Source organism: Bacillus sp. AFS002410, assembly GCF_002556365.1.
In the GTDB taxonomy this organism is placed as follows: Bacteria; Bacillota; Bacilli; order Bacillales; family Bacillaceae_G; genus Gottfriedia.
Genome location: NZ_NUEU01000005.1, coordinates 114,416 through 129,706 on the forward strand (window position 1 = coordinate 114,416; position 15,291 = coordinate 129,706).

Genomic DNA, 15,291 nt, shown 5'->3' on the forward strand with positions numbered 1-15,291 from the left:
CATTTATACAGTTGCTTTATATTGGCTAAATACTTCGTTAATTTGTTGAATTGACCAGTCTAAATCTTCTTTAGAAATAATTAATGGTGGTGCAAAACGAATTACAGTATCATGTGTTTCTTTACATAATAAACCTTGTTTTTTCAATGCTTCACAGTAAACACGTGCAGGAACATGTAGTTCAACACCAATAAATAATCCACGTCCTCTAACTTCTTTAATATGAGGATGCTCGATTTCTCTTAATTTTTCCATAAAGTAATTTCCAAGCTCATTTGAACGCTCAGCTAATTTCTCTTCTTCAAGTACATCTAATGCTGCTACAGAAACAGCACAAGCTAATGGGTTTCCACCAAATGTAGATCCGTGAGAACCTGGCTCAAATACACCTAGGATTGAACGATTTGCAGCAACACATGAAATTGGGAATACGCCGCCTCCAAGTGCTTTACCTAAAATATACATATCAGGAATTACTCCATCCCAATCACATGCAAAAGTTTTACCAGTTCTGCATAGACCAGTTTGAATTTCATCTGCAATAAATAATACGTTTTCATTTTTACAAACTTCAGCTACTTCGCGTAAGAATCCTTCTCTAGGAATATTAATTCCAGCCTCACCCTGAATTGGCTCGATTAAGAATGCAGCAGTATTAGGCGTAATAGCTGCTTTTAATGCTTCCATATCGCCATAAGGAATTAACTTAATTCCTGGTAAGAATGGTCCAAATCCACGTTGATAGTCTTTTTCTGATGATAAAGATACTGCAGCCATCGTACGTCCATGGAAATTACCAACACAAGCAATAATTTCAGCTTGGTTATCTTCAACACCTTTTACATCATAAGCCCATCTTCTAGCAGCTTTAATTGCTGTCTCAACAGCTTCAGCACCAGTGTTCATTGGTAAAATCATGTCTTTGTTTGTAACTTTTGCTACTTTTTCAAACCACTCACCCATGTTTTCACTATAGAAAGCACGAGAAGTTAATGTAACTTTGTCAGCTTGATCCTTTAAAGCTTGAATAATTTTCGGATGACGATGACCTTGGTTTACAGAAGAATAAGCACTAAGCATATCTAAATATCTGTTCCCCTCTGGATCTGTTACCCAAATACCTTCAGCTTTTGCGATTACTACTGGTAGTGGATGATAGTTATTTGCGCCATATTGATTTGTTTGGTCAATGATTTTTTGAGAATTAGTTGCCATTTGAGTTCCCCCAATATTGATTAATTTTTAGTTTCTTACTAAAAGAATAAGCAATTTCCGTGCCAAACATGTTAAATACAGAAAAATTCACAGAATGTACTTATATCCAATGTTATCCACCAATAATGATGATACCGTTTACAATTTACCGCAAAATATTTTTGCATTTAAGCGCAAAATTAATTAAAATATGCATAGAATATTTGCAGCAAAAAAAAGAGTAACAAAAAAAATTAGCACATTTAGAAAAACTGCCTTTTTATCTTACCAAAAATAGTTAGAAGTGCAAATTTTTTATACAGTGATAATGAAAAGAGAGAATCTTATGAAAAATGATAAACAAAACTTTTTAGCTGTTGATGAATTATTACAGTTAATATTAGAAGAAATTGACATCGGTATACATGTAGTTGACCAAGATGCAAATACAATGGTGTACAACCGAAGAATGATGGAAATTGAAATGATGAATGAAGAGGATGTATTACATAAAAATCTTCTAGATGTATTCACGTTTCAAAAAAACCAATCAAGTACACTTCTCGAAGCCCTCCAAAAAGGGAAAGTTCGTAAAAATATTAAACAGTCCTATTTCAATAATAAGGGAAAAGAAGTTACAACAATCAACGATACTTATCCAATCATGAAGGATCATAAAATTATCGGAGCCATCGAAATGGTTCGCGATGTCACTGAATTAAAACAATCCGTACAAGACGGAATTCTTCAAAACAGAAATACACGCTATACATTCGAACAATTAATCGGAACTTCCGCGTCATTTAAGAGCATTATTGAGGACGCTAAGCGATCGGCTAAAACTTCTTCCTCCGTATTAATCGTTGGTGAAACCGGAACAGGTAAAGAATTGTTCGCACAAAGTATTCACAACGCAAGCCAAAGAGCTACAAAACCATTTATTTCTCAAAATTGTGCCGCTCTTCCGGAAACCTTAATCGAGAGTATTCTTTTCGGTACAAAAAAAGGAGCATTTACCGGGGCAATTGATAAACCGGGATTATTTGAAGAGGCCAATGGTGGAACATTATTACTAGATGAAATCAACTCACTTAGTCCGAACTTGCAAGCTAAACTTTTACGTGTTATTCAAGAACGCAAAGTTAGAAGAATTGGTGATACGAGTGAAAAAGAATTAGATGTGCGAATTATTGCTACTATAAATGAAGATCCGATCGAAGCAATTGCGAATAATCATTTACGGAAGGACTTATATTACCGTTTAAGTGTAGTCTCATTATTTCTTCCGCCATTACGTGAACGATTTGAAGACATTCTATTATTAGCAAACTTCTTTATTCAAAAATACAATCGCCTTTTTGGTCATCGAGTCATTAAATTAGATGAGGAAGTATCCAATTTCTTTCTAAACCATAACTGGCCAGGAAATATACGGGAGCTTGAGCATATGATTGAAGGTGCAATGAACTTAGTTGAAAATGAAACAACTATTTCTACCACACACTTACCATCTAGATTTTTTAATGAAAAAAGAAATGTTATTTCCGCACCTACAATCAGTCAAAATAAAGAGGTCAAATCAGTAGATATGACAGAGGATTCTTCAAATTTAAAAAGTACTTTATTAAATAATGAAAAACAGTACATTATGAATGTTTTAAATGAACATAACGGAAACATTACAAAAGCTGCAAAAAAATTAGGCATCAGTAGACAAAACCTACAATACCGTATTCGCAAATTTAATTTATTTAACGATTAAGGGTATTGAAGAATTCTATGTTTCCAGTACAGTTTTAAACTCGAACGCCCAAACCTTCCGCATTTGTCCAGCATATTTTAAATATGTAAGACTCATAAGTAAAGGAGGTTTGTTATACATGTCGAATGAACTTGAGTATCGCCCAGGATTTGGTGGTGGCTTCCATGGTGGAGGCGGATTTCATGGTGGAATGGGTGGAATGGGTGGATTTGGTGGTAGACCAGGGTTTGGGTTCGGTAGACCAGGCTTTGGGTTTGGTAGACCTGGATTTGGATTTGGTCGTCCGTTCTTCCGTCCATTCTTTCCATTTTTCCCATTCTTTTATGGAGGTTATGGTTACGGTTATCCTTACTACTATTGCCCACCAGGATATTATTGTCCTCCCCAATATTACTACTAGTAATGTAAAATTAAAAAATATAAAAGAGAAGGATCCTAATCCTTCTCTTTTTTTATAGCGATATTGTAGAGTAACTCCCTACGACATCTACCGAAAAGCCTAAAGCTTCTAATTCTTGCTTAACTCCAGGTAATAATACTTCATCATAGCCCATCTCAACATCAATAATGAAAAAGTAATTTCCCAATCCCGTTTTCGTCGGACGAGACTCAATCTTTGAAAGGTCAATCTTTCTCCAGGCAAATGCAGATAGCACTTGGTGAAGCGCACCGGCATGGTTCTCCGGCATATTAATGACTAAAGTTGCCTTAGTCTGTTTAGAATCAAAATAATTTGCTTCTACTTTCGCATCTTGTCTTTGTAAAACGACAAATCTTGTATGATTATAAGAATTAGAATGAATATCTGAAGCAACAATTTCTAATCCATATTTTTTAGCAGCAAACTCGTTCGCGACCGCTGCTATACACTCATTAGTTTGCTGACTAACAATTTTAGCTGCTGCGCTTGTAGAAGTTACCGGCTCTAGCTTCGTGTATTTATATTGACCATGTAAAAACGTATGACACTGAGCTAATGCATGGGAATGAGAATAAATTACCTCAATATCCTTCACTCGATGTGCCTGTCCTTTTGCCATCAATAAATGTTGTCTAATCGGTATAATGATTTCACCAACCATTTTTAATGGCTGCTCATGTACAAGATAATCGATTGTTGTAGTCACAGAGCCCTCAACCGAATTCTCAATTGGAACTACTACTAAATCAACCTCTCCCTCAGCTACACCATCCATACAAACAGGTATACTAGAATAAGCAATATGTTCTTCATTTTTAAATACAGATCGAACTGCGACATGTGTAAAAGTCGCCTCAGGACCTAAATACCCAACTTTCACGTTCCCACTCCTTTTAATTTTTAATTATACTAAAAAGAGTAAAGATTAAAAGCAAAATGTTTCATTTTTAGCAATTATCTTACAAATTTCGCAAATGACAATTAAATGGCTATTCTTTAAAGACTACTTTGACGTATTTTTAACGTCGTTGGAACAATCACTTTTTTAGCTATTTTCCTACCTAAAAGCCTTTCCATCAATAAATCCACAGCGGATTCGCCCATTAATTCGGTATATACTTTCAAAGTACTTAAACTAGGAAACAAATACTTTGTAAACACAAAATCATTCATTCCGATTAAATTCACGCGCTCAGGAACCGATATTTTTGCCTCATGAAGTGCCTTTAAACATCCAACTGCCATCGTGTCACATCCGACTAAAAAAGCTGTTGGTAATTCTCCACCTTGCTCTTTGATTGCCTTGTTCATTAAATTAAATCCATCTTCTGCTGTAAAACTACTTAAATACAGATTTTCTTTATGAAAAAGTCCCTTTTCTTCTAAATACTTTTTATATGTTTTCACGCGAGAATTATGATTTTGATTTCGATCATACTCACGTCCACCAATGTATCCAATTTTTTGATGACCATGCGATATAAAATGGTCTAAAACTTTTACAATAGCATTCTCATAATCAGTTATGACAGAATCGTATTTTTCTTCATCTGGTGAAAAATTAACAAACACAATATTTTTCGAAACTTTTTTCAATGAAATAATTTGGTGACTATCGAACTTACCTAAAGCAATAACACCAAGGATTTGCTCATCATACATTCCCTTTTCACTTCCATGAAAAAAAGTAGAAATATGTAAAGAATGTTGCTCACACTTATTTTCAATTCCGAATCGGATTAGCATATAAAACAATTCATTTAACTCTTCTTTGTCGTGCTCACCTTTAACAAGTGCGATTTTAGCAATATTCTTTTTTACTTTAGACTTTTTCCTATATGAAAGCTTTTCGGCTGTCTCGAAAATTCTTTGTTTTGTATCATCACTTACCGATAGTGCAGGGTCATAATTCAGAACTCTTGAAACAGTAGCAATTGATACCCCTGCTTTTTCCGCAATATCTTTAATAGTAGTCATTACAACTCTCCTCGTAACCTTTCCAACTTAATTGGACTTATTAAGTTAATTTTAACAGTTGAAGGTTGTACGATTATTCATTAAATATGGAGAATTTTTTACATATTTTAATTACTTTAAATCCGAATCGCATAATTAAGTTTTATTTATGTGTTTTTGAAATATTATAATTTACAGGAGGAAATTTTATCTTTTATGGAGTTTACTAGGTTACTTTTTTAATTGTTGGTTGATGTGGTTTCTATTTTTTACTCATATAGAGTTTTTAACATCGTACTTGTTAAAGCTTCAATTGTCCTACTTGAAGATAAGCCAATTTCATTTGGAAGATTACTGTAAATCAATATATCCATCCCCCTATTAATACGATATCCCGCTTGCTTTAAATAACTTATTACTTTCTTTAAATAGCTAGTCCAGTCATGTTTTATTTGATCCTCTACATCATTTAAAGTCACTTCAATGATTCCTAAGTCTTCAAAATTTAATGATACTAGTTTAATTAACTGTGCTTCTGTTCTAGATAAAATAACATAAATACCAAATTGACGAGATCCATTCTCTTCATTCTCAGTTATTTCTTCAATCTGATTATTATGTCCTGATACGAAAAATATACGTAAGTTCGAATGATTGTAATACTGGTTGTACACAGATACTAAATCTTTAACATTCATTTCTTAATCACTCCTATTAAATTATTTCAATGAAGCTCATTAGATCTAATTCAACTTTCTAACTCTCCCACGCCAAAGTCATAACTAGATATAAATTTTACTAGGAATAACCTTTAAACTACTAAAAAATAGATTCTATAAAAAGTATCCTACTCTCATGGATATTATTGGTCAATAATTAATTCAATAAAAATTTACTAAAATGGCAGAAACTTTTACTTAGTTTTTTATTCTGTCACAATTAAAGTTTTCAGAAATAAACTAGCGATAACATAAGGAATTGAAAAGCTTTTTGGATATTAGTTCTATTAGATTACTAAAAGTAATTATTTTACAATTTTACTTTCCGCCTTACGAAATAACTATTTTTAAATAATAAAGTAAATAAAATTAACTAAAATTTTTTAAACTCTATTTCTTTGGTGCGATTTGGAAATAAGTTTATATTGATTTGTTTTCAGAAAATTTAATAAACTAATAGTATAGCCTTACAATAAAGGGGGTAATTATTGGTGTTATCGTTTAATAGTGGTTTAGATGCATTTAAAATTCTTGCTTTCATTTTTCCAATTATCTTCGTATTCGTTTTTGCAGGTATCTTTTTCGCTTTATTAAAAGGATTAAAACAATGGAATTTTAATAATAAACAGCCAAAATTAACGGTTCCTGCAAAAATAGCTACAAAAAGAATTGAATATATTCAGCGTAATAAAAACCAGCTCGGCCAGTCTTACACACATTATTATGTTACACTTGAGATTGAATCTGGGGACAGAATTGAATTTCAAGTTGATGGATTTATTTATGGTCAATTAGTAGAAAAAGATTCAGGAAAACTAACATTTCAAGGAACTAGATTCATAAAATTCGAGCGATAACAAATTATTTCGAGGTGGAATAATGAAGGTTTTCATAAGCGGTGCCACTGGTTTTTTAGGGAAACACACTACTAAAAGATTAAGCGAGATGGGGTATTCTGTAATAGCCTATGGAAGGAACGAAGAAGCGGCTAAATTTTTCGTCAATATGAGTAATGTTACGTTTATTAAAGGTGATTTAAACAACTCCGTCTTGTTAAACGAGAATATAAAAAATGTAGATTATGTAATTCATTGCGCAGCTCTTGCGGCACCTTTTGGAGATTATTCTGAATTCGAAAAAACGAATGTTGAAGGAACAAAGAATATTGTGAATGCTGCACTTTTGGCAAACTTAAAAAAGTTTGTTAATATTTCTACTCCAAGTGTTTATTTCACAAATGAAAGTCGTAAAAACGTTAAAGAAAGCGGTCCACTCCCGACGAAGCACTCTAATTATTACGCTAAAACGAAACATTTAGCAGATTTAATTATTGAAGATGCGATTGAAAAAGGACTACCAGCTATTTCACTAAGACCTAGACAAATTTTTGGTCCTTTTGATCATACGATTTTTGGAAGATTTATACAGATAAATGAGGACGGTGGAATTCCTTTAGTTCATAGTGGACAAGTTCTAATGGATTTCACGTATATAGATAATGTTGTCGATATGATTATTGCTTGTATGAAAGCTGATCATGCCCTTAATGGCGAATACTACAATATTACAAATGATCAACCTATTTACTTAATAGATGTACTAAAGCAACTATTCTTAGCTTTGAATAAAGAATTAAATACAAAAAATATCTCTCCAAAACTACTCTCATTCATTGCAACAAGCTCTGAACTGATAGCAAAGATTACTAAAAAACCACCAAAAGTTTCAAATCATATTGCGAATTTCTTAACCTATGACTATACACTTAATATTGAAAAAATCAAAAATGATTTAAATTACGAACCAAAAGTTTCAATAAATGAGGGTATTGAACGATATGCTGATTGGTACTTAACTTCAAACGAGTTAAAGTAAATGAAAACAAGTTAAAATCACTGGATTTAGTGGTTTCAACTTGTTTTTTAATTTACTATTCTATTTAGTGTCCGTATGTATTTCCTTAATATTTAAAGACCATAGCCCACTATTTAAGATGATTTCCGAATCTATTATATTTAAACGTTCTTTAAAAAGTGGTCCGTCAATGACAAATGTATGGTACTCCCCACCTTCGCCCATTGGACAGATTTCTTTACTAGTAAAAAGTTCTTTTAAGTCTTCATTTAAAGTCCTACCTACTATAGACGAATCAAAAATTCTCTCACTTGCTCTACAAACAATTGCATTATATCCAGTCATTAGCCATTTATTTAGTAAATTAATAGACTCATTTTTAGTAATCCACACAGGGAATAGTGCTTGAAGTCCAGATTGGGATGCAACTAGCTCATTCCATTGTCGATCTTCACTTACATATAATGTGCCAAATGCAATACTAGTAAGATTGAATTGTTCTTTTATCGCTTTTAGCCCGTTGATCATCGACTCCTCATATTGACCTGCCGAATCAATCATAACAAGGGGAATACCAATTGCATCAGCTTGCATTTGCAAAAAATTAAGTTGTGTCCCATGTGCATGGTTTCTATCATCTTTTTTCGAAACCATCGATACTAAACATGCCACTTCATATCCATCTTTAATCAGTTGATCTAGAGCTAAACAACAATCCTTCCCACCGCTCCAGGAAACTGCTACTTTACGATTATTCACTTAAATCATTCTCCCTTAAATTAAAACTCTATAATTCCTTTTAATCCCAAAAATGCGATTCGTACAAACATCATTTTATTAAACTTTTTACATATGCCATGCCTTTCAATGAAAAATTAAACCACTGTTGATTGTCTCCGTAAGGAATTTCAACCCATTCTCTCATTGGTTTCCCACCCATCGGATCAAAGTTTTTTGTGCCTGTTAATTTTAAGGCAGCTTCAACGTCCGCTGGATTTAGTTTTACGACTATATTGAGCTCATTATAAAACATAAAAACCTTTCCTTGCACCTTCAATCCTTTGTGTCCAAAAATACTTCCCTTTGTAGCATCATAATCATTAATTAATTCCGTTCGTAAGCTTTCAAATAGTTCAATTGTACCTTCCATATTCATCATTCCTTTTTCAACTTTAAGCTTAATAATACCCTTTTATAAGAGGATCTTATTAATACTTATAACTTATTGATATTATTCATTGTAAAATTGTCGTCTATACTATTCTTATAGATAATTTGAATTAATTCAAAGGGGAGGTATTTACATGACAATTGACTTCCACGATGCACAAAATAAAATGACTTATACATCTCGAGAGGCTGACCCTTCATGGCTTCAGCTAATGAAGGATAATATTAACTTAAATGGAAAAAACGTGGTTGATCTAGGTTGTGGTGGCGGTATTTATTCAATTGCCCTCACTAAATTAAGTGTTAACCAAGTTACAGCCGTAGATTTTTCAGAGGAAATGCTTAAAGGAGCTGCTGAAAATTGTAAAGACTATAAAAACATAAAGTTTAGTAAAGGTGACGCATACGATACTAAACTCTCATCCTCTAGTTATGATGTAATTTTAGAAAGAGCTTTAGTTCATCACTTAGATTCTTTAACTAAATGTTTTAGTGAAGCAAATCGTTTACTAAAAAAGAATGGAATCCTCATCGTACAAGACCGAACGCCAGAAGATTGCTTATTACCAGGAGACGATAACCATATACGAGGCTATTTTTTCGACCAATATCCTAAACTAAAAACAAAAGAAATTACTAGAAGATATGATTCCAAAGAAATGCAATCGGCATTAGAGTCTGCTGGTTTTCATATAAAAAAAGAAATAAAACTTTGGGAAACTAGACGCACTTACAATGATCTAGATTCACTTAAAACGGATTTATTACTTAGAACAGGCCGTTCAATTCTACATGAACTTACTGATGATGAACTAACTAATTTAGTAAAATTTATAGAAGTTAAACTTAAACATCAAGCACCAATCATAGAGAAAGACCGTTGGACAATTTGGATTGCTAAAAAAGAAATAGAATGAACAATGTTTAGGTAAACGCTTAGTATACTACTGAGCGTTTTTTACTCTTTTTAGTATTTCTACTTTTGAGCTATTAATCATTCACTTTATATTCAACTTTTGGTAGTTTAATTGTTACTTTCGTGCCCTCATCAACGCTACTCTCGAATGAAATTGTTCCATGCATCGCTTCAATGATACGGACAGAAACCGTTGTTCCAACTCCAGTTCCCTTTTCTTTCGTTGAATAGAAGAGTGTACCAATGCGTGAAAGTTGTTCCTTTGTCATACCTTTTCCATTATCTCTGATCGTGATGACTGTTTTATCCTTTTCTTCGCATAGTTTTGTATGTACATATCCACCGGAGCTAGTTGCCTCAATTGCGTTTTTGATTAAGTTTATTAAAGCTTGTTTAAATTGATTTTTATCTGTATTGATGAATGTTTCTGCTTCCATATCACCCTTTAACTTAACATTTTGCTTCAATGCTAAAGGTACTAATAATGTGACTACATCTGAAACACATTGTTTTAAATTGATCGTTTCTACTTTATCAAATTGCGGCTTGGCAAAGTTTAAATAATCATTAATAATCCCTTCCGCTCTACCTAATTCGCTCAATACTAAAGGTAAATATTCCATCGATTGGTTATCTTTACTCTCCTGCATTAATTGAAGAAAACCTTTAACAACCGTAAGTGGATTTCGTACTTCATGTGCAATAGAAGCTGCCATTTCACTTAAAGTATTAAGCTTTTCAGCCTTTTGGATTTCTTTGTGTAATATTTTATTCTCAATTAACGTCTCAATTAGTTTTGCTCCTAAAGTAATGGCGATTAACTCGATCACAATAAAAATAAGAACTAAACCAAAAAGTCTGTAATCGCTTTTAAAACTAATATCATTTACGATTAAATAAGTAAATAAGATTCCTAATTGTATTACAGCTGGCCATAAACTAATTAAAGCCGTTGCAATTATTCTTTGTTTAGGTTTAAACTTCCAAAACCATTTAAATAAAATCAATGAGCCCAGTGAGGATAGGGTAATACTAATCAATCCAAATATAATAGCGTCGCCGCCTAAAATAAATCTAGCTAATAGAATCGATAAAAAAGTCACAATTCCCCAGCGATAACCGCAATAAAGAAAAGCAATCGTTAAAGGAATATATCTTAAGTCCCAAAACAATCCATATGCAGGATATGGAAAGGCCATACAAAGAAAGCCTGCTACAGCTTGGAACATGCCAAATAGATAAATTTTATCCTTATAGCCATGTCTTTCATAAATAATACTGTAGATTAATATCGGACTTAATATGATTAAAACATGCAGTAAAAGTTTTTCGATTAACACGTTTTCATCCTCACTAAATTCAAATTTACAAAAATGAGTTTAACATTAAAATAATACGACAAAACTTCCAAAAATCCTTTATTTTGTCCTACCATTTCCCATCTTTTTTCAATTTCTGTCGATTAATATTTGTCACATTAAATTAACTTTATAATCGATCGAAATAGATGCGTTTATAAGTTTAAACATTTATACTAGAAGTACTTCACTATTACATGAAAGGGATTATTATGAATAAAAGAATCTTATTAAATATTACTTTCGTTATGATTTTCTTTTTCTTAATTAATTTTTTCATAGGCATTAACGGATGGATTTATTTAAGTACTATTTTTAGTAAATGGACAAATCCAACTATAAAATTAATTTATTGGATTGTATTTTGGATTATTACTTTTGCGTATATCCTATCAAGAGTTCTTAAAAGAAAACTCCCTAATTCATTCTTTAAACCATTACATAAAATTGGGGCCTATTGGTTAGCTATATTTTATTATTTAATTTTTTTGGTGATCGCAGCAGATTTAGTTGGCGTATTATTAAGAGCCCTAACCCCTTTAAAAGCGAATGTTATTACTTTGATCCTTGGAACGATTGTAGTATTAAGCATCGTTTTACTTATTACTATCGGAAGAAGAAATGCCATTAACACTGAAATTGTCCATTATGATATAAATATTGATAAACCTAATGATCAATATAAAGAATTATCAATTGTATTAGTCTCAGATTTGCATTTAAGTACACTTGTCACGAATAAGAGACTAGAGTTTCTTGTTGATAAAGTTAATAAAATTTCACCTGATTTAGTCTTGATTGCTGGAGACATTATCGATGAAGATATTACTCCTTTTGTTGAAGAAAACATGATCGAAACTTTAAAAAAATTAAAACCGAGGATTGGAACATATGCTGTACCTGGAAATCATGATTATTATGGTGGGCATTTAGATTTACTAGTTGAGCATTTAAAAGATGCTGGCATTCATATTTTATTGGATGAGAAAGAGCTTGTTGAAAATAACTTTTATATCGTCGGTCGTAAAGACCTCGCAAGTAAAAAGCGTTTAGAATTAAACGAATTACTCGAAGGAATTGATCATACTAAGCCAATCATTTTACTTGATCACCAGCCCTATCACCTAGAAGTCCCAACTCAACTAGGTGTCGATTTACAAGTTTCAGGTCATACACATCGCGGCCAGTTTAAGCCAAATCACTTAATTACGCGCAGGCTTTATGAAGTAGATTGGGGATATTTACAAAAAGAACAATCACACTTTGTCGTTTCTTCTGGATTTGGAACTTGGGGGCCACCAATAAGAACAGGTAACCCTTCAGAAATTGTTACGATTACTGTTTCTTTTACTAATTAATTAAACAAAATGATTTAGAGACCACTGGGTTTTTACGATGGTCTCTTTTTTTATCACAATTTATGTATAAATAATTTTCTGAAAAGTGTAAAATATTATTGTAAGTTTCTTTTTTAGAATGGAGATTGAAACATGAAAAATACGGAGTACTACAATAATAGAAGCCGACGAATTTATATTTATTTCATGGCTTCACTGACTTCTTTATTACTAGTAGGTATTACACTTTCTCCTTTAACTTTTAAGGACCATCCAATCGAACTTCTGACCCAAGTATTCTTAATGTTCGTAGTCATTTTTGCACTATTTTATTTCGTTAAAAAAAATAACACATTTTCAAAAGTATTATTTACGACTATCGCTTCACTATATGTTTATATTAAATTTTGGACATACCCAGACACATCAACAATGTATAGTTTTGTAGCCATTATCCCAATCTTTACGATCTTTTTATATAACCGAATAGCATTTTACATAGGTTGGATCTTAAACATACTAGTTGGACCTACTTTTGTATTATTAATCTCATTTACTGAACTCAAAGAAAAATATTCATATATTGCATTAGACCCTGTTGGTAATATATTAGAATTCCTTTCCATTCAATTAATACTCTTATTTGTATTTTTACAAACAGAAACAAAAGTCATCGCCTTAGAAGCAAACTATAAAGAAATACAGCAAGCAAAACAATTAAATTCAATCGGTCAACTAGCTGCAACAATTGCACACGAAATTCGCAACCCAATTACCGTCGTAAAAGGATTTGCACAGCTTTTTCAAAAATCAAAAACAATCCTACCTGATGAAAGATACTATGTCGATACTATGTTGAAAGAATTAGAGTACGCCCAAATAATAATTAACGATTATTTATCACTAGCAAAACCCCAAACAGACACAATTCTAGTCACTGAAGTAAACAAAGAAATTCTAAACGTAACTGACTTATTAGCCTCAATGGCAAATAGTCAAAGCATTGGCTTTCAATTAAACTTAAACGAAATGCTTTACACAAAAATTAATCCAATTGAATTTAAACAAGTTCTAGTTAACATGATGAAAAACGCAATCGAATCAATGCATTGTGCCGGTTATATTACAATCAACCTTTTGCAAGAAAATGAATTTGCTCTTATTGAAATCATAGATACAGGAATTGGTATGTCTCAAGAAACAATCGAAAAACTTGGCACCCCTTTCTATTCACTAAAAGAAAGAGGTACAGGAATCGGATTAACCGTCTGCTTTAATATAATTGAAAAATTCAAAGGCAAAATTAAAATAAGCAGCAAAGAAAATGTAGGAACAACATTTCGGATTTATTTACCGATTTGGAAAGATCAAAGTGAATAAAACGACTTTGTAAGCTTTAGGAGCGGCCACAATCGAAAACAATATTGTGGCTTTTTTCATGGGATTATTTAGACATGGCAGAGAATAATGAAATGAAATGAAATCAAGTCAGTAGCTACCCTGCTCCAAGAACGCAGTCTTAATATGTTATAGGTACGAACACTTTTTGAACATTATTGATAAAGTTGTGAACTTCGTTGATATATAGCTAAATCTCGTTGATATATTGCTGAACTTCGTTGATATATCACAAAATCTCGTTGATATATTGCTGAACTTCATTGATATATCACAAAATCCCGTTGATATATTGCTGAATTGGATCATATATGCCTAATATTGTTTAATCCAACCCTTATTTCGCTTACAATCCACTTCAAACAATTAATAATTAGAGCTAATCTAACCTCAATTTAAGAAAATACACAAAGCCCGCTAAGAACTCGAAATTCCTAGCGGGCTTTTATTAGTTTTGAAACTACTTTATTTTAAAAATCCTTCGCAACTTCCTTAGCTTTTTGGATTGCTTGTTCTTTAATTTCTTGAGCACGATCTGCGAATTGATTTTGACCTTCTACAAAGATCCCATTAAAATCTTGTACACCTAAGAAGCTCATGATTGTGCCAATATAGCGATGTCCCATTTCAAGACCTGCTGCTGGACCCTCCGAATAAACGCCGCCGCGTGCTTGAATATGTAAAGCTTTTTTATCACCTAATAATCCTTGTGGTCCATTTGCAGTATACTTAAACGTTTTACCAGCAACGCAAATTGCATCAATATAGTTTTTCATAATTGGAGGAAATAAAAAGTTCCATAACGGTGTTACGAAAACATATTTATCAGCTTCAGCAAATTGAGTTACAAGCTCATTTAATCTACCAACTTTTGATTGCTCACCTGAAGAGAGTGTGTCAAATGCCCCTCCAGTTTGAAGTTTCCCCCATCCTGAAAAAACTTCAGCATCAATATGAGGAATCGTTTCCTTATAAAGGTCAATATGTACAACCTGGTCATTAGGATGCGCCTCTTTATAGCTCTCAATAAACGCATCACCGACTGCCATACTATATGAAGTAGCCTTATCGTGAGGATGCGCTGTGATATACAATAGTGTTGTCAAACGTATTTCCACCTTTCATTTCAATTTAAAAGCCTTCAATTATCATCTGTCATTTCTAACCAAACAATACAAATATTTATAAAAAAACCTTTTATTTTAA

Annotated in this window: 15 protein-coding genes; 7 read left to right on the forward strand and 8 right to left on the reverse strand. The window is 32.5% G+C overall.

The genetic code is table 11. The features are described from left to right. Window positions 1-3 precede the first annotated feature (3 nt). Window positions 4-1,215: an ornithine--oxo-acid transaminase gene (locus CN692_RS04880; protein WP_098118018.1), complete on the reverse strand. Its 1,212-nt coding sequence runs from the start codon at window positions 1,213-1,215 to the stop codon at window positions 4-6. 325 nt (window positions 1,216-1,540) lie between these two features. Between CN692_RS04880 and CN692_RS04885 the strand changes: the two genes are divergently transcribed. Continuing rightward, on the forward strand, window positions 1,541-2,956 hold the full coding sequence (locus tag CN692_RS04885) for a sigma-54 interaction domain-containing protein (RefSeq protein ID WP_098118019.1): 1,416 nt from the start codon (window positions 1,541-1,543) through the stop codon (window positions 2,954-2,956). Between the two features lie 118 nt (window positions 2,957-3,074). Next, the gene (locus CN692_RS04890) at window positions 3,075-3,356 is read left to right on the forward strand and encodes a hypothetical protein (protein WP_179865432.1); all 282 of its coding nucleotides are present in this window, start codon (window positions 3,075-3,077) and stop codon (window positions 3,354-3,356) included. Window positions 3,357-3,408: 52 nt separating this feature from the next. Here the strand turns inward: CN692_RS04890 and pheA are convergent, their stop codons facing one another. From pheA to CN692_RS04905, 3 genes are all read right to left on the reverse strand, one after another. Further along, entirely contained in the window at window positions 3,409-4,257 is an 849-nt protein-coding gene (pheA, locus tag CN692_RS04895) for a prephenate dehydratase (RefSeq protein WP_098118020.1), read from the reverse strand. Window positions 4,258-4,373: 116 nt separating this feature from the next. Next, on the reverse strand, window positions 4,374-5,354 hold the full coding sequence (locus CN692_RS04900) for a LacI family DNA-binding transcriptional regulator (RefSeq protein WP_098118021.1): 981 nt from the start codon (window positions 5,352-5,354) through the stop codon (window positions 4,374-4,376). 248 nt (window positions 5,355-5,602) lie between these two features. Next, the gene (locus CN692_RS04905) at window positions 5,603-6,031 is read right to left on the reverse strand and encodes a GHMP family kinase ATP-binding protein (RefSeq protein WP_098118022.1); all 429 of its coding nucleotides are present in this window, start codon (window positions 6,029-6,031) and stop codon (window positions 5,603-5,605) included. 512 nt (window positions 6,032-6,543) lie between these two features. Here CN692_RS04905 and CN692_RS04910 point away from each other — a divergent pair. Both CN692_RS04910 and CN692_RS04915 read left to right on the forward strand, forming a co-directional pair. Further along, the gene (locus CN692_RS04910; protein ID WP_098118023.1) at window positions 6,544-6,909 is read left to right on the forward strand and encodes a DUF2500 domain-containing protein; all 366 of its coding nucleotides are present in this window, start codon (window positions 6,544-6,546) and stop codon (window positions 6,907-6,909) included. Window positions 6,910-6,931: 22 nt separating this feature from the next. After that, window positions 6,932-7,927: an NAD-dependent epimerase/dehydratase family protein gene (locus CN692_RS04915; protein WP_098118024.1), complete on the forward strand. Its 996-nt coding sequence runs from the start codon at window positions 6,932-6,934 to the stop codon at window positions 7,925-7,927. A gap of 60 nt (window positions 7,928-7,987) precedes the next feature. Here CN692_RS04915 and CN692_RS04920 read toward each other — a convergent pair whose 3' ends face one another. Beyond that, window positions 7,988-8,665 carry a diphthine--ammonia ligase gene (locus CN692_RS04920; protein WP_098118025.1) on the reverse strand — a complete coding sequence of 226 codons (678 nt, stop codon included), beginning with the start codon at window positions 8,663-8,665 and terminating at the stop codon, window positions 7,988-7,990. Between the two features lie 70 nt (window positions 8,666-8,735). Next, window positions 8,736-9,065, reverse strand: coding sequence for a hypothetical protein (locus tag CN692_RS04925; RefSeq protein WP_142317497.1), 330 nt, complete (start codon window positions 9,063-9,065; stop codon window positions 8,736-8,738). A gap of 145 nt (window positions 9,066-9,210) precedes the next feature. Between CN692_RS04925 and CN692_RS04930 the strand changes: the two genes are divergently transcribed. Continuing rightward, entirely contained in the window at window positions 9,211-9,993 is a 783-nt protein-coding gene (locus CN692_RS04930) for a class I SAM-dependent methyltransferase (protein WP_098118027.1), read from the forward strand. A gap of 73 nt (window positions 9,994-10,066) precedes the next feature. Here CN692_RS04930 and CN692_RS04935 read toward each other — a convergent pair whose 3' ends face one another. After that, on the reverse strand, window positions 10,067-11,332 hold the full coding sequence (locus tag CN692_RS04935) for an ATP-binding protein (RefSeq protein ID WP_098118028.1): 1,266 nt from the start codon (window positions 11,330-11,332) through the stop codon (window positions 10,067-10,069). A 230-nt stretch (window positions 11,333-11,562) separates the two neighbouring features. Between CN692_RS04935 and CN692_RS04940 the strand changes: the two genes are divergently transcribed. Both CN692_RS04940 and CN692_RS04945 read left to right on the forward strand, forming a co-directional pair. Beyond that, complete coding sequence (locus CN692_RS04940; protein ID WP_179874372.1) at window positions 11,563-12,708, forward strand: metallophosphoesterase; 1,146 nt, start codon at window positions 11,563-11,565, stop codon at window positions 12,706-12,708. Window positions 12,709-12,840: 132 nt separating this feature from the next. Further along, the gene (locus tag CN692_RS04945; RefSeq protein WP_098118030.1) at window positions 12,841-14,067 is read left to right on the forward strand and encodes a sensor histidine kinase; all 1,227 of its coding nucleotides are present in this window, start codon (window positions 12,841-12,843) and stop codon (window positions 14,065-14,067) included. A gap of 488 nt (window positions 14,068-14,555) precedes the next feature. Here the strand turns inward: CN692_RS04945 and CN692_RS04950 are convergent, their stop codons facing one another. Beyond that, window positions 14,556-15,191, reverse strand: a complete 636-nt coding sequence (locus tag CN692_RS04950) for an FMN-dependent NADH-azoreductase (protein WP_098118031.1) — start codon at window positions 15,189-15,191, stop codon at window positions 14,556-14,558. Window positions 15,192-15,291 lie beyond the last annotated feature (100 nt).